This is a genomic window from Nesterenkonia muleiensis, from assembly GCF_003600155.1.
Lineage (GTDB): Bacteria > Actinomycetota > Actinomycetes > Actinomycetales > Micrococcaceae > Nesterenkonia > Nesterenkonia muleiensis.
Genome location: NZ_QWLD01000003.1, coordinates 32,597 through 49,037, shown reverse-complemented (window position 1 = coordinate 49,037; position 16,441 = coordinate 32,597). Strand labels below are relative to the sequence as shown.

The 16,441-nt window shown below is 65.6% G+C and carries 14 protein-coding genes; 5 read left to right on the top strand and 9 right to left on the bottom strand.

The window, feature by feature from the left end; translation table 11 throughout:
* Window positions 1–5 precede the first annotated feature (5 nt).
* The 3 genes from DVO78_RS00405 to DVO78_RS00395 form a co-directional block, all read right to left on the bottom strand.
* Complete coding sequence (locus tag DVO78_RS00405) at window positions 6–1,163, bottom strand: aromatic ring-hydroxylating oxygenase subunit alpha (RefSeq protein ID WP_120002840.1); 1,158 nt, start codon at window positions 1,161–1,163, stop codon at window positions 6–8.
* A gap of 70 nt (window positions 1,164–1,233) precedes the next feature.
* The gene (locus DVO78_RS00400; RefSeq protein ID WP_120002839.1) at window positions 1,234–2,436 is read right to left on the bottom strand and encodes an NAD(P)/FAD-dependent oxidoreductase; all 1,203 of its coding nucleotides are present in this window, start codon (window positions 2,434–2,436) and stop codon (window positions 1,234–1,236) included.
* Window positions 2,433–2,819 (bottom strand): bifunctional 3-phenylpropionate/cinnamic acid dioxygenase ferredoxin subunit, encoded by a 387-nt coding sequence (locus DVO78_RS00395; RefSeq protein ID WP_238385055.1) that lies wholly within the window; start codon window positions 2,817–2,819, stop codon window positions 2,433–2,435. The genes DVO78_RS00400 and DVO78_RS00395 overlap by 4 nt, the downstream gene beginning before the upstream one ends.
* 151 nt (window positions 2,820–2,970) lie before the next feature.
* On the opposite strand from DVO78_RS00395, the gene DVO78_RS00390 reads away from it, so the two are divergent.
* From DVO78_RS00390 to solA, 3 genes are all read left to right on the top strand, one after another.
* Complete coding sequence (locus DVO78_RS00390; RefSeq protein WP_120002837.1) at window positions 2,971–3,759, top strand: IclR family transcriptional regulator; 789 nt, start codon at window positions 2,971–2,973, stop codon at window positions 3,757–3,759.
* Between the two features lie 179 nt (window positions 3,760–3,938).
* Window positions 3,939–6,446, top strand: coding sequence for a GcvT family protein (locus tag DVO78_RS00385; RefSeq protein WP_120002836.1), 2,508 nt, complete (start codon window positions 3,939–3,941; stop codon window positions 6,444–6,446).
* On the top strand, window positions 6,443–7,651 hold the full coding sequence (solA, locus tag DVO78_RS00380) for an N-methyl-L-tryptophan oxidase (RefSeq protein WP_238385054.1): 1,209 nt from the start codon (window positions 6,443–6,445) through the stop codon (window positions 7,649–7,651). Before DVO78_RS00385 ends, solA begins: the two co-directional genes overlap by 4 nt.
* A 7-nt stretch (window positions 7,652–7,658) precedes the next feature.
* Here the strand turns inward: solA and DVO78_RS00375 are convergent, their stop codons facing one another.
* From DVO78_RS00375 to DVO78_RS00355, 5 genes are all read right to left on the bottom strand, one after another.
* The gene (locus DVO78_RS00375; protein ID WP_120002835.1) at window positions 7,659–8,351 is read right to left on the bottom strand and encodes a YitT family protein; all 693 of its coding nucleotides are present in this window, start codon (window positions 8,349–8,351) and stop codon (window positions 7,659–7,661) included.
* A gap of 165 nt (window positions 8,352–8,516) precedes the next feature.
* A complete protein-coding gene (locus DVO78_RS00370; protein ID WP_120002834.1) occupies window positions 8,517–10,157 on the bottom strand; it encodes a PH domain-containing protein in 1,641 nt (546 codons plus the stop codon).
* Window positions 10,154–10,729, bottom strand: coding sequence for a PH domain-containing protein (locus tag DVO78_RS00365; RefSeq protein WP_120002833.1), 576 nt, complete (start codon window positions 10,727–10,729; stop codon window positions 10,154–10,156). Before DVO78_RS00365 ends, DVO78_RS00370 begins: the two co-directional genes overlap by 4 nt.
* Window positions 10,730–11,027: 298 nt before the next feature.
* Window positions 11,028–11,642, bottom strand: a complete 615-nt coding sequence (locus tag DVO78_RS00360) for a histidine phosphatase family protein (RefSeq protein ID WP_120002832.1) — start codon at window positions 11,640–11,642, stop codon at window positions 11,028–11,030.
* Entirely contained in the window at window positions 11,639–12,892 is a 1,254-nt protein-coding gene (locus DVO78_RS00355) for a PEP/pyruvate-binding domain-containing protein (RefSeq protein WP_120002831.1), read from the bottom strand. Before DVO78_RS00355 ends, DVO78_RS00360 begins: the two co-directional genes overlap by 4 nt.
* A gap of 52 nt (window positions 12,893–12,944) precedes the next feature.
* Here DVO78_RS00355 and DVO78_RS00350 point away from each other — a divergent pair, with 52 nt between their 5' ends.
* Together DVO78_RS00350 and DVO78_RS00345 are read left to right on the top strand one after the other, a co-directional pair.
* Complete coding sequence (locus DVO78_RS00350; protein WP_120002830.1) at window positions 12,945–13,343, top strand: SANT/Myb-like DNA-binding domain-containing protein; 399 nt, start codon at window positions 12,945–12,947, stop codon at window positions 13,341–13,343.
* Window positions 13,340–13,975 carry a transcriptional regulator gene (locus DVO78_RS00345; protein WP_120002829.1) on the top strand — a complete coding sequence of 212 codons (636 nt, stop codon included), beginning with the start codon at window positions 13,340–13,342 and terminating at the stop codon, window positions 13,973–13,975. The genes DVO78_RS00350 and DVO78_RS00345 overlap by 4 nt, the downstream gene beginning before the upstream one ends.
* Window positions 13,976–13,986: 11 nt before the next feature.
* Here the strand turns inward: DVO78_RS00345 and DVO78_RS00340 are convergent, their stop codons facing one another.
* On the bottom strand, window positions 13,987–16,416 hold the full coding sequence (locus DVO78_RS00340) for an ATP-binding cassette domain-containing protein (RefSeq protein ID WP_120002828.1): 2,430 nt from the start codon (window positions 16,414–16,416) through the stop codon (window positions 13,987–13,989).
* Window positions 16,417–16,441 lie beyond the last annotated feature (25 nt).

Sequence of the window (16,441 nt, the reverse complement as noted above, 5' to 3'; positions counted from 1 at the left end):
CCAGCCTACGCGGCGACTCTGGACTCTCCCCTCAGCCGTTCCCGCCACCAGGTGTGAAACTCCTCAATATGATGCTCGCTGGGCACCAAAGCGCCGCCGCCGGCATAGGCTGCCGAGGACATCGACGGTTGGGTCAGCTCACAGGCCTCGAAATCCTGCTGATTCACCCGGTGGAACAGCTCCACTGACTTCTCGATAGGAAGGCTCTGGTGGATAACCTCCGGCAGGAAGAGCCAGTCGCAGACCACGATGGTGCGCGACTGCGAGACTGGGAACATGCGGTGAACGATCACATGGTCAGGCACGGTGTTGATGAACACCTGCGGCTTGACGGTGATCGCGTAGTACTTGCGGTCCTGATCCGGGGCGATGGCCGGCAGAGCGGCCACCCCGGCCGAGCCGTCCACGGTGAACCCCTGGATGTCCTCGCCGAAGCTGGACCCGTGGACCTCGCCGTTCTTCCGCTGGCTGGCAAGCCCGTCGGCGAACTCAGGGATCACCTCGGTCAGCTCCGGGTGGATGGTCGCGCAGTGGTAGCACTCCATGAAGTTCTCGATGATCAGTTTCCAGTTGGCCGCCACGTCATAGGTCTTGGTCTCGCCCAGCAACAGGTGCTCGATTCCGTAGTTGTCGATGGACTCGACCTCGCCGAACCGTGTGCGGACCTCGCCGAGGACCTCCGTGTCGAAGTCCGGTGGCTGCGCTGCCAGGCAGACCCAGACGTAGCCCAGCCATTCACGGAGATGCACCGGTTTCAACCCGTATTCGCGGCGGTCCACATCCGGCATCGCTGTGAGGTTCGGGGCGGCCACCAGCTCACCCTCCAGGGCATAGGTCCAGGCGTGGTACCCGCACTGCAGCTTCCTGGCCCGGCCCTCGTCGCCGGTGCAGACTCGCATCCCGCGGTGCTGGCAGACGTTGTAGAAGGCGCGGATCCCGGCCCTGCGGGTGCGGACGATGATCAGCTCCTCGCGGCCAACGGTGACCTTCTTCCAGTCGCCTGCGGTACTGATTGAATCGGCTCGCAGCACGCAGTTCCAGAGCTGCTCGAAGATATCGGCCTGTTCGGCGGCGAAGATGGCCGGATCGGTGTAGGCGGAGCCGGCAGGGGTCGGGCGCAGGCTGGAGCCGGGGAGCGGCTCCTCCAGATGGTCGATGATCATAGGTGGCGACTAACCTCCTCTTTCAGGCCCAGAAGACGTGGGTACGACGGCGCGGTATGCGGTGGTGCCCTCAGGCGGCCAGCACGGCGGCCTTCTTCCTCTGGTGCTGCTTGCGCCAGCGCTTGACTTCGCGCAGACGGTTGAATCCGAGGATGCCGATCTCGGTTCCTTCGCGCAGGTAGCTGACCAGCAGGTCTCCGGTGGTCACCGAGCCGCTGATGATCCGCACTTCATCTGCCGAGGCGATGGCGCCTGCCCCCTGCAGCATCAGGTCGTACTGATCGGACCAGAAGTACGGCTCCTGCATCGGCTGGGGCTCGGCGCCGGTGATCCCCGCGGCCACCACCGCGGCCTGCTCGACCGCTTCCTGCCAGTGACCAACCGGGCGCAGACCTTTGGACTGGGACTGCCACTCGCTGCAGTCGCCGGCAGCCCACACCCCGGGGATGCTGGTGGCGCCGAAATCGTCGCAGAGCACGGCCCCGGTGGGCGAGAGTCTCAGCGCTGATCCGGCTAGCCAGCTGGTGGCCGGCGCGGCCCCGCAGGCGCAGATGACAATATCGGCGGCAACTGCGCTGCCATCGCCGAGGTGGACTGTGTGGCCGGCGGCAGTGCTGGTCACCGACACTGCGCGGGCTGAGGAGGCGAAGCCGACCCCATGGGCCTCGTGGGCGGCGCGCAGTGCCTGGCCGACTGGGAGGCTGAGTCTGCGGGCCCCGGGGAATTCCTCTCCGGCAGCGACGATGACTGAGCTGGCCCCGCGCTGGGTGCAGGTCGCGGCCGCCTCCAGCGCCAGGAATCCCCCGCCGAGAACTGCGACCTCGAGACCTTCCAAGCAGATGTCCCGCAGGGCCAGCGCGTCGTCCATGGTGCGGAGCACATAGGGCCGTCCGGCGGCGTCGCCGGGATTGGTCTCCGGGAGGGTGCGGGCTGCCGCGCCGGTGGCGATCACCACGGCATCGGCGGCCCAGAACTCACCGTCTGAGGTGAGCACTCCCAGCGGGTGCTCGGAGAGACCTGCGACATGAAGCCCCGCCACCCACCGGACGTCCAAGGGCTGGTCGGGATCGTCCAGAGCCAGATCTGACTCGGACACGGCCCCGGTCAGATACGCCTTGCTCAGTGCGGGCCGGTCGTAGGCCGGGCGGTTCTCCGCACCCAGAATGGTGATCGGTCCGGTGTGGCCGTTGAGACGGGCGCCACGAGCGGTGTGATAGCCGGCTAGGCCGGCTCCGACGATCAGCAGGTGCCCTTCACGGGCAAGGACCTTCATGCGACGATCACTCCAGGAGGCAGATTCGGTGCGGCGGTGGAAAGTTCCACATAGACTGCGCCGCCGGATACGTGGACTTGGTGGGTGCGCACGCCCTTCTTCGCCGGGGGTTGGTCGACCTGACCGGTGACCAGGGAGAAGGTGCTCTCATGCAGTGGGCACTCCACCCGGCAGTCTTCCACCCAGCCGGCGGACAACGAGGCATCCTGGTGGGTGCAGGTGTCATCAATGGCGTAGACCTCGCCGTCCTCAGTGAGGAATACCGCGATCGGCGGGTTGATGGAATCGATCCGCAGGCCCTCCCCAGGCCTCAGGTCATCGATGGAGCAGACTTTGAGGGACATATCTGTGCTGGTCACCGCCCAACGTACTAGCATCACCATGTGGTAATGTTTCTTATTATGCAACACTGCTCGTGATACACAACAGTGTGATGCACATAGGATGACGCCACTCCCCGGGGTGCGTCAAGCCCCCATGGCTGATGTGAAGAACAATTCATCAGAAGGAAACATCTAGGAGGAAGTTACGGTGATGGACACCGCAGTCGAAGCGAAGCCAGTGCAGTCGGTGGACCGCGCCGCGCAGATTCTGGGCATGCTGCGCGAACAGCCGTCACTGACCATCAGCGAGATCGCCAGGCGGCTCGGTGTTCACCGGTCCACAGCCTTCAGGCTCCTGGCCACTTTGGAGTCCCACGATCTGGTGGAGCAGGAGACTGCCAGGGGCGCCTACCGGTTGGGTTTCGGGCTGCTGCGCATGGCCAATGCCGTGACCGGGCGCATCGATCTGACCCGTGACGCCCAATCCAGCTGTGATGACGCCGCGGCCCAGCTGAAAGAGACGGTCAATGTCGCTATTCTCGACCAGTCGGCAGCGGTGACCATCACTCAGACGGTGGGCGAGCGGATGATCGGAGTGGCTCGGCAGTATGTGGGCCAGCGGGGACCGTTGCATGCCACCTCCACCGGGAAGGTGCTGCTGGCCTACGCGTCCCCCGCTGAGCAGAGGCGCATCCTCACCGGGGCGTTGGAAGCCTTCACCGGGTCAACGATCACCGACGCCAAGACTCTGGCGGATGAGCTCGAAGCCGTGCTGCAGCGCGGTTGGGCCTCAGCCGTGGCTGAGTGGGAGGAGGGCATCAATGCGCTGGCTGTGCCTGTGCGCGGCCCGGGGGGAGAGATCGTAGCCACCCTGTCCACCACCGCGCCGGCCTTCCGGCTCCCGGAGTCCTCCTTCGTGGATCATGTGGCGGTCCTGCGTGAGGCCGCTGACCGGCTCGAGGCCAAGCTGGGTGTGGTCACCACAGGTGCCACGGCCTGAGCCTCAAGGCACAGACGGGGCACTTGCGGCCGGGGTGTGGGGCTTGGGGTGTTGCAGGAAGGTTAATTTCCCCTCGGGCAGGTGGTGGGAGTTGTCCGGCACAGGGGTGGATGAGTACCGTAGTTGCGTAATAAAGATGATGTTGCGCTAAGTGCAACGTCGTGGGAGGGGTGGGTCACATGTCAGGACCTCGCACAGTGATCATCGGACTCGGTGTGGTCGGCGCCGCGCTGGCCGACGAACTGGTGCTGCGCGGCTGGAACAACGTCACCGTCATCGACCAGGGGCCGCTCTACGCCACCGGCGGGTCCAGCTCACATGCGCCGGGCTTCGTCTTCCAGACCGGTCCCAGCAGAGCCATGTCCCAGCTGGCCAAGCGCACCGTGGACAAGCTCGACGGGCACACGGTCAACGGCCAGTGGGTGTCCAAGCGTGTCGGCGGGGTGGAGATCGCCACCACTGAGGAACGGCTGCATGATCTGACACGCCGCCACGGCTTCGCCGAATCCTGGGGCATCCCCTCCCGGCTGATCGGCCCCGAGGAGGTGGCCGGACTCTGGCCGGGGTTGGACGCCCAGCACCTACTCGGCGGCTTCCACACTCCGACAGACGCGGTGGTCAAAGGCGTGCGCGCCGTCGAGTTCCAGGCTCGCAGAGCGCAGGCCGGAGGTGCGACCCTGCTGCCGAACACCAAAGTGGTCAGCCTGCGCATCGAGGACTCGACGGTCACCGGCGTACGAACCCTGCCTGTGGGAGCTCCCGCCGGGGCAGAACCCCAGGACGTGGACGCCGAGGTGGTCGTCAGTGCCGCAGGGCTCTGGGGGCCAGGTCTGAGCCGTGAGCTGCTGGGCTTTGAGATCCCACAGCTGGCTGTGGAGCACGGGTTTGGATTCAGCACCCGGCTGCCCCAGCTGGAGCACATCGACGATGCTCAAGAGGTCCTCCGTCCGATGATCCGGCACCAGGACCACGCCATGTACTTCCGCGAATGGGGACACCGGATCGCCCTAGGCGCCTACGAGCACCGTCCCATACCCGTGGCCGATCATCAGATCGCCTCCGCCGAGGAGTTCGCCGCCACCGGGGTGGAGCCAGCGGTGCACCCCTTCACCGAGCAGGACTACCTGCCCAGCTGGGAAGAGGCTCAGCGGCTGGTGCCCTGGCTGCGCGGGGCCGAGCTGGAGCGCAGCCTGTCCTTCAACGGCATCTTCTCCTTCACCCCCGACGGCGGCCCCCTGCTGGGCCCGGTGCCGGAGGTTCACGGCCTCTGGATGGCCCAGGCTGTCTGGGTGACCCAGTCCGCCGGGGTCGGAGACGTCATGGCTGACTGGATCACCACCGGTGACCCGGGCATCGACACCTCAGGACTGGACCTGGCTCGCTTCGACCCGGCGGTGGTCTCCGCTCGCTGGGCCCGCGAGCAGGGCGAAGAGTCCTACGACGAGGTCTACGACATTATCCACCCGAAGGCCTCCACGCTGCGGCTGCGCGGACTGCGGACCTCGCCGTTCTATGAGCGCCAGGAGCAGCTCGGCGCCGTCTTCGGCGCGGCCAACGGTTGGGAGCGTCCACTCTGGTTCGAGTCCAACACCGACCGAGCGGCCCCGATGCTCGGCGATGATCCGCTTCCGGCGCGCGATGCCTGGGCGGCGCGGCACTGGAGTCCCACGGTCGCGGTGGAGGCCCGGGCGCTCAGAGCCGGGGTCGGCGTCGTCGATATGTCATCGCTGCCCAGGGCCACCGTGTGCGGCCCCGACGCAGGAGAGCTGCTGAACACGCTGCTCTCCCGTCCGGTCGGCACGAAGCCCGGCACGGTGGTCTACGGACTGCTGCTCGACGAGGACGGCGGGATCCTCTCCGACATCACTGTGGCCACACTCGTTGAGGGCTATCACCTGGGCATCAACGGGAACCAGGACACTGCGTGGCTGCGTCGCCGCGCTGCAGAGCTCGGGCTACAGGTGCGGGTCGAGGATGCCGCCTCAGGATCCTGCGGCCTGGGCCTCTGGGGGCCGCTGGCCCGGTCGGTGCTGTCGCAGCTGACCGAGGCAGAGCTCAGCAATGAGTCCTTCAGGTTCTACCGGGCCAAGCAGATCTCGGTGGCCGGGGTTCCGGTGCTGGCACTGCGGCTGAGCTACGTCGGCGAGCTCGGCTGGGAGCTCTACGCCCCGGCTGAGTTCGGACGCTTCCTCTGGGACGCGCTCTTCGAGGCGGGGGCGGAGCACGGAATTCTGCCGGTAGGTCGCCGAGCCTTCGAGTCGATGCGTCTGGAGAAGGGTTTCCGGCTCTACGGGCAGGACATCACCCGGGAGCACACCCCCGCAGAGGCCGGCCTGGAGTTCGCCGTTCGCGGCGAGGCTGCAGATCAGTTGGCACGCCCCGGGGCTGAACAGCCTGCCCAGAAGCTCTGCTGCGTGGTGCTCGATGACCCCACCCGGGTCCTGCTGGGAGGCGAACCGGTCTATCCGGAGCCGGTTGACCCGGCAGAGGAACTGGAGGCAGTCGGCTATGTCACCAGTGCCGACCAGGGCTACAGCATCGGCGCCTCCATCGCCTACGCCTGGTTGCCGGTGGAGCTGGCATCGTCCGGCACCCGGGTAGAGGTAGCCTATTTCGGTCAGAGGTGCGGCGGGTCCGTCGCGCAGGATCCCCTCTTCGATTCCAGCGGAGAGAGGATGCGCAGTTGACCGCGGCAGAGAGCGAGAAGGGGACCGGTGCCAGACGGAGGTTGGTGCGGGAAGCAAGCCAGCGCTACGACGCCGTCGTCATCGGCCTGGGGTCCATGGGAGCCGCGGCGGCGAACTCACTGGCCGGCCGTGGGTTCAGCGTGCTGGGGCTGGAGACCTACCAGCCCGGGCACGACCAGGGAGCAGCCCACGGCGGGACTCGCATCATCCGGCAGTCCTATTTTGAGGACCCTGCCTATGTGCCGCTGCTGTTCTCCGCCTACAGCGGGTTCCGCAGGCTTGAGGAGGAGTCGGGCCGGCAGCTGATGACCCTCTGCGGCGGAATCTACATCGGTCACCCGGAGTCGAAGACCTTTGCCGGGTCCAAGGCAGCCGCAGAGCACTGGAACCTGGACCATGAGGTGCTCACCGCCGCCCAGATCCGCTCCCGCTTCCCCACCTTCGACCCGCACGACGACGCCCTGGGTCTCTACGAGGACAATGCCGGCTATGTGCGCCCGGAGGAGACGGTGATCGCCAACACCGAGGTCGCCGCGAAGAAAGGGGCCACGCTGCGGTTCGGCGAACCTGCCATCTGGTGGGGCACTACACCTGACGGCGGGGTGGAGGTCCGCACCCCGGCTGGACACTATGGCGCTGAGAAGTTGGTCATCTCGCCCGGGGCTTGGGCCCCGCAGCTGCTGCCGGAGCTGAGCCTGCCGCTGAGCATCGAACGGATGATCTTCCACTGGTTCACTCCGGACTACAACGCGGTGCCCTCTGCGCAGTGGGATGAGGGCGAGCATCCGGTCTATGTGGAGCAGACCTATGACAATCACCAGATCTACGGCTTTCCCCTGACGGACGGGCCCGACGGCGGGTTCAAGCTCGGGTTCTTCCGGCAGGGCACCCCGACCACGGCCAATACGGTGGACCGGGTGGTCACCGATGCGGAGAATCAGCGGATGCTGGAGCGGGCGCGCGAGCTTTTCCCTCATCTGGGCCGACCTGTGGTCGCGGCCAAGACCTGCCTGTATTCGGTGACTCCGGATGAGCACTTTGTCATCGGCCTGCACCCGGAGCATCCGCAGGTCTCCATCGCCTGCGGATTCTCCGGCCACGGCTTTAAATTCGTCCCGGTGGTGGGAGATATCCTCGCCGACCTGGTCCAGCACGGGCAGACAGACCATCCCATCGACCTCTTCAACCCTCAGCGATTTAGCTGAGCTGCCCTCAGGCTCTGTAACGACCAGGGCGGTGGTTGAAAGCCAGGATGATGTTCATGATCACTGCCCCGGCAGCGGAGAGCAGCACGTTCTGCGGTGCGATGACGGTGAAGGCCAGCAGAATCACCGAGACATCCAGGGCCATCTGCACGTAGCCGGCGCGCAGGTTGAACTGCTCCTGAGCAATGATGGCCAGAATGTTGAACCCGCCCAGTGAGCTGCCGTGCCGGAAGACGGCGAGCAGGGCCATCCCGAGCAGCACATTGCCGGCGACCACCCCGAAGACCGGGTGCATCTCGGGGACCGGGAAGTAGCGTTCGCAGACGGCGATCAGAGCGGAGACGATGCCCACCGACACTGCGGTCCGCAGGGTGAACCTCCAGCCCTTGCGCCAAATGGCCAGGGCGAAGAACGGGATGTTGACCAGCAGGAACAGCGAGGCAAGGTTCAGTGGGGTGCCGAAGCTGAGCAGCAGCGCCACCCCAGCGGTTCCTCCACTGACCGCTCCCGCCTGCTCCAACAGGTAGAGGCCCAGTGCGGCCATGAACGTGCCGATGAACACCCCCAGCACGTCCTCGGCAGCGGAGTGTGGGATGACCTCTCCAGCCAGGGGCTGGACATTTTCGGTGCTCTCACTCTGCTTGTCGGAGCCGTGGCCATTCGGCGCTGCGGCACCGTGCTCGGAGTCTGATGTGGGCATGCGCAACAGCGTACTGGTGCAATGTTTCATCAGCGTTGTCTACCGGTCCGCCCGGTGACCATTCCTGCTCCTGCCGCTGGTCTAGCGGCGTCCAGCTCACTGTCGAAGGTCATTGACCATGTCTCTGCCGCAGCGGCACCTTGCTCACGAGACCGGCTGAGAGACCTACTTGTCGGGGACAAGGAAGGGGTCCAGGAGTCCCGGAGCGGCCTGCACTGCGAATTCCACGCTCTGCTGCCTGTCAATGTCTGGGGTGTCGTAGCCGCCGCCTCCTGCTGCGGTCATCGTGGAGACTGTGCGCAGGTTAAGCCGCCGCTGGAGCAGAGACTCACTGATCACTATGGTGCTCACAGCGGAGCGCTGCAGGACTGTGGTGGCTCGGTTCAACAGCCCGGAGCGGGTGATGACATATCGGTCTGTGAGGGTGTGCCCCAGTGCCCGGTATGCGATGACCGCTGCCAGCAGGCTCATCGGCCAGAACGCGGCTGCCGCCCAGATCGTCGTATAGGGGACCACATCGATGAGGGCGAGCCAGGTCAGCACACCCCCGATGCCGAGGGCCAGAGCAGTTGCCCACCACAGCCGGCGTCGCAGTGCTCGGCGAGGATGTGGGTTCAGGTGAGCATGAAAAGGGTTCTCGGGGGCACCCAGCACCTGGCCGGCGACTTCTTTGGCGCGGTGCACCGGACCGCGGGGCAGGATTGCGGCCGGTTCGGACATGGACCACTCGTCCAGGCCGGTGGTGATCACGCTGGTGTCGCTGGCGCCCATCCATCGCCACAGCACCGGTTCGGAGATCTGTGCCCCGCGGATCCGGTTCTCATCACGGTTGATCTCCCGGGTGGTGAGCAGGCCCTTTCGTGTGCGCAGCATGGTGCCCTTGCCACTGGGCACGCGGGCCAGTTCGAAATTCCAGTTCTCGGTGAAATAGTAAATGCCCAGGCCGACTGCTCCCAGCGCGCCGACGGCAACCAGGGCAATGAGCACGGTGCCGACCCAGCCGATCGACTCCCAGTCCAGCAGGCCGACCACGAAGCCGTAGAGGTCGATGCCGACGGTGTTCAGCAGCCAGAGGCCGCCCCAGAGCAGTCCGAGAGCGAGGACGTAGGCCCAGATGTTGAACATGTTGTAGATGAACCAGCGGGGTTCGAACCGGGCGAAGACCCTGATCGGTTCACGTGGCGGAGCCACGGCCGTCTGGTCATCATCGTTCTGTGCATCAGTATCGGCGTCCGGTCTTTGCGGTGACGGCAGTCCGTCCTGATCGGGATCCGGAGCGAGGCGCGGATCTTCGGCAGGCGCTGCTGCACCGTTGAGGAGATCGTCCTGCAACGACAACGCGTCGTCGGCGCTCAGGGCGTCCAAGGACAGTGCGGACTCCCCGGCTGCGCTCTGCTGCCCGGCGCCGATGTTGACTACCCGCATTTTCGCCATGCGGTGGCGTAGCTTGGCCTCCACGTCCACGCTGCGGACCCGGTCGCGTTGAATGGAGCGATGCTGTCGCAGCAAGACTCCGGTTTTCAGCTCCACATAGCCGGGTGAGATCCGGAAGCGAGTGAAGGTCCAGCGCACCATGTCGAAGACTGCGCCCAGGACGCCGAGGACTGCCAGGCCTATCAGCGGCCAGATCTGACCGCCGGTAGCGTCGATGTCGAACACCCAGATCGCGACCGCTGCCGGCAGGACTGACAGCACACTGATCGCCAGATCGACCCAGATGATGCGGGCGCTGAGCCGCTGCCATGTGGTCGTCGGGGTGTCAGCGGAAAGGTGCTGATCCGCCGTTTCAGGAGACACCGTGCTCATGTGGCGTCTCCTGGGGTTTGCTGGGTGATTTCAGTGAGGTCTTCGGCTAAGCGGGCAGCCGTCTTCTGGTCCAGTCCGCCGATGTCGATGGCCCCATAGGACGAGGCGGTGGTGACACGCAGGGTCGAGAGCCCCAGCAGCTGCTCCAACGGTCCGCGCAGGGCATCGACGGTCTGGACTCGTGACAGGGGAGCGGCTCGCCATTCGCGCACCAGCCAGCCGCTTCGGGCATAGACCGCCTCCGGTGTGGTCTCCCAACGGTGGACCCGGTAACGCATGAGCGGTTCGACGGCGACTCCCACGATGAGCAGGAGAGATGCGGCGACGATCGCCAGGACCAGCCAGGGACGGGCAGCCTCCCACAGCACATAGGCCACGATGGCAGCGGCCAGAATCGGTACCGACAGCACCACCGACTGCAACATCCACCACCCGACGGCTCGGCGCTCCACACGGTGTGCCGGCGGACGCAGAGACAGTGCGGAGAGATCTGAGCGGGCGGACTGGGAAGAGTCATGGCCTGAGATGACTCTAGAGTCTGAAGGAGTGGCTTGGAGGGCAGTTTCGTTCATTTTTCCAGCGTAGAAGCCGCTGCGGCAGAGCATAGGTGCCGAAAGTCACGAGTTGAGTCGAGGTCGGCGAATCACGGCGAACTGCGGCTTCAAACATGGAAGACGCGTGCAGAAGCAGTGAGGAGGGCTTCTGCACGCGTCGCGCTTCCCATCGCGCAATTCATATTAGAACACGTCTTCTACCGTGCCGCAAGGGCTAACATGCTGATATAGAAAACGTGTTCGATTCCAGGTTGCTGTGAGGATTCTGTCAGAATGAAGCTTCGATCACTGGCTGACAGACCGCACAGCAGTCTGCTCAGGGCCTGATTGCCTCGGGGAATCCGGTCCATCGCAGTTCGGGCGGTAGGTGGCTCATGTCGTTGAACATGACAATGGTGGCCGGTGTGTGGCTGCGGTGCTCGATGAGGGTCAGCGCTGCATTGGCGCTGTTGAGTCCTAGCCAGCGCCCCGGAGGTGAGTCCAGTGCGTGGCGGAGGAGCCAGGCGATTGGGTAGGAGTGGGTGACCAGGACTTCGTGAGTCGTCCGGCGGGCGTTCCGGCCGGGGCTGGGAGGTATTCCACCGAACCGCCGGGTCAGGCTCTCAGCGATCCTTTGGCCCTGCTCAGCATCCGCCCGGTCATAGCCGTCGAAGAACCCGGTCCAGGACTGTGGAGTCTCAGACGAAGCGGGGACGTAGGGGACGTGGTCGATCAGCTCAGGGGCCTCGATGAGGGGGGCGCTGCCCAGTTGTTGTGCGATCCGGCCGGCGCTGGCCTCGGCGCGGGGCAGCGGGGAGTGCCAGATGACGTCAATGGGCGCTGCGGACAGGCGCTCGCCCAGCAGCCGGGACTGCTCGCGCCCGGTGCCGGTGAGCTCGCCGAAGGCATCGGCGTCGCCATGGCGTGCGAGGTAGAGATGCCGGACGGTCATCTGCGGGCCTCCTGAGCAGTAGTAGTGATGCTGCCGGTGGTGCCATCTACAGTGACGGTTCGGCCGTCAATGAGCTTCCTTCTGGCACCGGGGACCCCGAGAACCGCGGGAATGCGGTGCTCGCGGGCGACGATGGCTGCATGGGAAAGGCGTCCGCCGACCTCGGTCACCACCGCTGCGGCGCCTGCCAGCAGAGGGGTCCAGGCTGGATCGGTGAACGGACAGACGAGCACATCGCCGGGCTGGACTCGGGCGAAGTCCCCGGGGCCGTTGACCACTCGAACAGGACCGGAGGCCCTTCCAGGGCTTGCCGGAGTGCCGGTAAGAGAGGCCGAGTCCTGGGGAGCGGTGTCTCCGGCCGCTGACGCTCGGATCGAGGGGTGCGGTGCTGCGGTGATCGGGCGGGACTGCACCAGCCATGCCTGGTGCCGGTCGATGACCCATTCGATGTCCTGCGGGCTTCCGAGGAGCTGACTTGCCTGCTTGCCGAGCTCGGCCAGCCGTCTGGCTGAGCCACCGCTGAGGCAGAGCAGCGACCTCTTGCTCTCCGCGACCTCGCTGGTCTTCAGCCGAGTGCCGGAGCGGTCAAGCCGGTACCGCTTCTCTCCGATGGTTGGGGTGACTTCACCGGCGTCGTCGATGCGGAAGGCGTCGGGGGTGACAGCGCCTTCGACGACGCTTGCCCCCAGTCCCCAGGAGGCTTCGAGCAGAGTTGCCTCCCCAGAGCAGAGGGGGGTGAACATGACGCCGGAGACCTCGGCGTCGAGATGGCGCTGGATGAGCACCGCCATCTGCGGCGCCGCGGCCGACCCGTGCGTCACGGGGCGGTGTTGCCGGTAGGCCACTGCTCGGTCTGAGAAGGCCGAAGCCCAGCAGGACCGTAACGCCTCCAGGACGTTTTGGAGTCCGTGGACCGCCAGGAAGCTCTCGTGCTGGCCGGCAGCTGAGGCTTCCGCAGTGTCCTCACCTGCCGCGGAGGACCGCACCGCCACCGGACCACCGCCGAGATCGCTGAGCCGAATCTCCATCTGCTGGCACAGAGCATCCGGCAGGCAGAGGTCAGCAAGCGTCCCCCGTGCAGTGGCGGGCTTCAACGACGTGAGCCCGAACTCTCGGGTTGCTGAGTCGAAGACGGAGAAGGGCACCACGAAACCCTCTGGCACCGGCAGTCCAGCGCGTAGCAGCTCGCCCAAGGCGGACGCTTTGCCGCCGCAGTCAGACGACGTGGCCTCGCGAAGCGGTATCAGCACCCCTCACCCATCTTTCAACAAATTATTGACAATAATATGTTGATTGTGAAGTATGGGCCGTGTGGAACGCAAATCTGACGATGCCGCCTCTGCCGACTACGCTGCCGCAGAAAAACAGCACCATGCTCAGCAGCACCTCATGAGCTTGGGCGCGCAGGACCTTCCGGCTGTGCCATGGCGCCCGGACCCCCTGCCGCCCTCAGCTGTGGAGCTCACCCACTTCGCTCTGTGGCGCTTAGCTGAGCTGGGCCCCGAGGACATCGCACAGGCACTGACCTTGCTGCCGGCGGCCCGGTCAGAGGTTGACGGCCTCGAGGCAGGACTGATCTTCGCCGCGCGTAGCGAGGGCCTGACCTGGGCGGAGATCGCTGAAGCGATGGGGTTCAAATCTCCGCAGGCGTGCCAGCAGCACTTCACCCGTCTCGCAACGCGCCGGGAGAAGAGCACATGAGCCACTCGTCCACTCCTGAGCTGTTGGCGCTGCACGGAGTACGTCTGCGCGGGTTCGCCGATACCGAGGGCATCGCACGGCGATTCGGGCTCGGTGTGACGGAGACGGCCACTGTTCTGCAGGACGCCCAAAGAAGGGGCTGGGCTGTGCACACCGCCTTCGCCGGCCTCTCTGGGTGGTCCCTGACCGAAACTGGCCGGAATGAGAACCAGCGCCAGCTTCAGGAAGAACTCGCCGTTGCGAGGGCCGAAGGTGAGATCCGGGCCATCTACGGTGATTTTCTGCCGCTGAACGTGCGTCTGCTCAAAGCCTGTACTGACTGGCAGCTCAAGCCCACGGGCAGCGACGGCTTCGCCGCCAATGACCACACCGACACCAGCTGGGACCTCGGCGTCCTTGACGAGTTGGAGCGCCTTGCTCAGCATCTGGCACCGTTGGCTGGGGCGCTCGCCACCGCCCTCACCAGGTTTTGCGGCTACCACACCCGCTTCTCCGAGGCGCTGAGGCGAGCTCAGGCGGGCGAGCGCGAATGGGTTGATCGCACCCATATCGACTCCTGCCACCGTGTGTGGTTCGAACTCCACGAAGACCTGGTCGCCACCCTCGGCATCGACCGCACTGCAGAATGGTGAGCTCCGTGAGGTTAGCTGGACAGCTGACCTGCTCCATGCCGTCGGCTGAGGTGCTGGCCGGTCAGTGAGCTGCCCGCGGTGGCGAGATCGGCGGGCGGGCCGGAGAAGACGACCTGCCCGCCGTCGTGCCCAGCGCCGGGACCGACGTCGATGACCCAGTCTGCTCGGGAGATCACATCAAGATTGTGCTCGATGACGATCACGGTGCGTCCGGAGTCCACGATCTTCTCCAGCATCCTGATCAGCCGGTCGGTATCGGCCATATGCAGCCCGGCGCTGGGCTCGTCGAGCACCATCACCTCGGCATCGGAGCCGATCTCAATGGCAAGCTTGATGCGTTGGCGCTCACCGCCGGAGAGCGTGCTCAGCGGCTGCCCCAGGGTCAGATATCCAAGTCCGACGTCGGAGAGTCGGGTCAGGATCTTTTGGGCGGCGGCGAGTGCGGTCTCTTTGCTGCCGGCACCCTTGCCGCTGAAGAATTCCAGGGCCTCCTCCACCGGCAGTGCCAGCACCTCTGCGATGTTCAGCCCGCCGAGCCGGTACTCCAGCACGGAGGCTTGGAACCGCTTGCCACCGCACTCTTCGCAGACAGTGGAGATGCCCGAAACGATCCCCAAGTCCTGGTAGATGACTCCGGCGCCGCCGCAGTTGGGGCAGGCACCCTCGGAGTTGGCGCTGAACAGGGCGGGCTTGACGCCATTGGCCTTGGCGAAAGCCTTGCGGATGGGCTCCAGCAGTCCGGTGTAGGTGGCGGGATTGGAGCGGCGGGACCCGCGGATGGCGGCTTGGTCCACCGCGACTACGTCTTCTCGTCCGGCCACTGAGCCGTGGATCAGCGAGCTCTTGCCCGAACCGGCTACACCGGTGACCGCGACTAGGACTCCGGTGGGCACATCCACGTCTATGTCCTGCAGGTTGTGGGTGGTGGCACCGCGGATCTCGATGGTTCCGGTGGGTATACGCGGGTCCTGCTTCAGCGGCTGCTGGGACTCCAGGTGCTCTCCGGTGCGGGTGGCCGAGGCGCGCAGCCCGGCGAAGTCGCCGGTGTAGACCACCTCACCGCCGTGGCTTCCGGCGGCTGGGCCCATATCGATGATGTGGTCGGCCACGGCCATCACTTCGGGGTTGTGCTCCACCACCAGGACGGTGTTGCCCTTGTCCCGCAGCTTCAGCAGTAGCTCGTTCATCCGCGCCACATCGTGGGGGTGCAGCCCGATGGTCGGCTCGTCGAAGACATAGGTGACATCGGTCAGCGAGGAACCCAGATGCCGGATCATCTTCACCCGTTGAGCCTCGCCGCCGGAGAGGGTGCCCGAGGAGCGCTCCAGGGACAGATAGCCCAGCCCGATGTTCACGAAGTTCCGCAGGGTCTCCAGGACCGTCTCCAGCAGCGGTTCCGCGTTGGCCAGGCCTTCGACGGCGGTATCGAGGTCCTGGATCCACTCCACCAGGTCGCTGATCTGCATGGCGCACAGCTCAGCGATGTTCTTCCCGGCGATGGTGGATGAGAGCGTCAACTGGGAGAGCCGGGTTCCGTCGCAGTCCGGACAGTCGGTGAAGGTGACCGCGCGGTCCACAAAGCTGCGGATATGGGGCTGCATCGCATCGCGATCCTTGGAGAGGAAGGACTTCTTGACCGAGGGGACCAGGCCCTGAAAGGTCATATTGACCCCGCTGATCTTGACCTTGCCAGGCTCCCGGTGGAAGAGATTCTGCCGCTCCTGCTCGGTGTAGTCCTTCACCGGCTTCTCCGGATCGAAGAACCCGGACTCGCTGTAGAACCGCACCGACCAGCCGCCCACCTTGTAGCCGGGAACGGTGATCGCCCCTTCGTTCAGCGACTTGGACTCGTCCACCAGCTGTGACAGGTCGATGTCGTTGATCTGACCGCGTCCCTCGCAGCGCAGGCACATGCCGCCGGTGACGCTGAAGCCCGCGGACTCCTGGGTCCCATCGGCCTTGGTGAGCGTCCCGGAGCCGGAGGCTGAGGCGACGTTGAAGGAGTAGGCCTGCGGGGAGCCGATCTGCGGCTGGGCGAACCGACTGAAGAGGATACGCAGCATCGCATTGACATCGGTCACGGTGCCGACTGTGGAGCGCGGATTCGGGGTCATCCGCTCCTGGTCGATGATGATGGCCGCGGTCAGTCCGGTCAGCACCTCCACCTCGGGGCGGGCCATGGCGGGCATGAAGCCCTGGATGAACGCATCATAGGTCTCATTGATCAGCCGCCGGGACTCGGCTGCGACGGTACCGAAGACCAGCGAGGACTTCCCGGACCCCGAGACCCCGGTGAAGACGGTCAGTCTGCGCTTGGGGATGTCGACGTCGACGCCGCGGAGGTTGTTCTCCGCGGCACCGCGGACGGCGATGAACTCATGCGCGGTGGTGGCGGGGGAGTCGAGGGCAGGGCTGTCGAAAGTCGTGCGGCTCATATTCATCCCAATATCGTACAACGTACGCCGT

Excerpts from the sequence above, each read along its gene's own strand:
- DVO78_RS00405 (WP_120002840.1), bottom strand. The coding sequence starts at position 1,163 with ATGATCATCGACCATCTGGAGGAGCCGCTCCCCGGCTCCAGCCTGCGC.
- DVO78_RS00400 (WP_120002839.1), bottom strand. The coding sequence starts at position 2,436 with ATGAAGGTCCTTGCCCGTGAAGGGCACCTGCTGATCGTCGGAGCCGGC.
- DVO78_RS00395 (WP_238385055.1), bottom strand. The coding sequence starts at position 2,819 with ATGGTGATGCTAGTACGTTGGGCGGTGACCAGCACAGATATGTCCCTC.
- DVO78_RS00390 (WP_120002837.1), top strand. The coding sequence starts at position 2,971 with ATGGACACCGCAGTCGAAGCGAAGCCAGTGCAGTCGGTGGACCGCGCC.
- DVO78_RS00385 (WP_120002836.1), top strand. The coding sequence starts at position 3,939 with ATGTCAGGACCTCGCACAGTGATCATCGGACTCGGTGTGGTCGGCGCC.
- DVO78_RS00375 (WP_120002835.1), bottom strand. The coding sequence starts at position 8,351 with ATGCCCACATCAGACTCCGAGCACGGTGCCGCAGCGCCGAATGGCCAC.
- DVO78_RS00370 (WP_120002834.1), bottom strand. The coding sequence starts at position 10,157 with ATGAGCACGGTGTCTCCTGAAACGGCGGATCAGCACCTTTCCGCTGAC.
- DVO78_RS00365 (WP_120002833.1), bottom strand. The coding sequence starts at position 10,729 with ATGAACGAAACTGCCCTCCAAGCCACTCCTTCAGACTCTAGAGTCATC.
- DVO78_RS00360 (WP_120002832.1), bottom strand. The coding sequence starts at position 11,642 with ATGACCGTCCGGCATCTCTACCTCGCACGCCATGGCGACGCCGATGCC.
- DVO78_RS00350 (WP_120002830.1), top strand. The coding sequence starts at position 12,945 with ATGGGCCGTGTGGAACGCAAATCTGACGATGCCGCCTCTGCCGACTAC.
- DVO78_RS00345 (WP_120002829.1), top strand. The coding sequence starts at position 13,340 with ATGAGCCACTCGTCCACTCCTGAGCTGTTGGCGCTGCACGGAGTACGT.
- DVO78_RS00340 (WP_120002828.1), bottom strand. The coding sequence starts at position 16,416 with ATGAATATGAGCCGCACGACTTTCGACAGCCCTGCCCTCGACTCCCCC.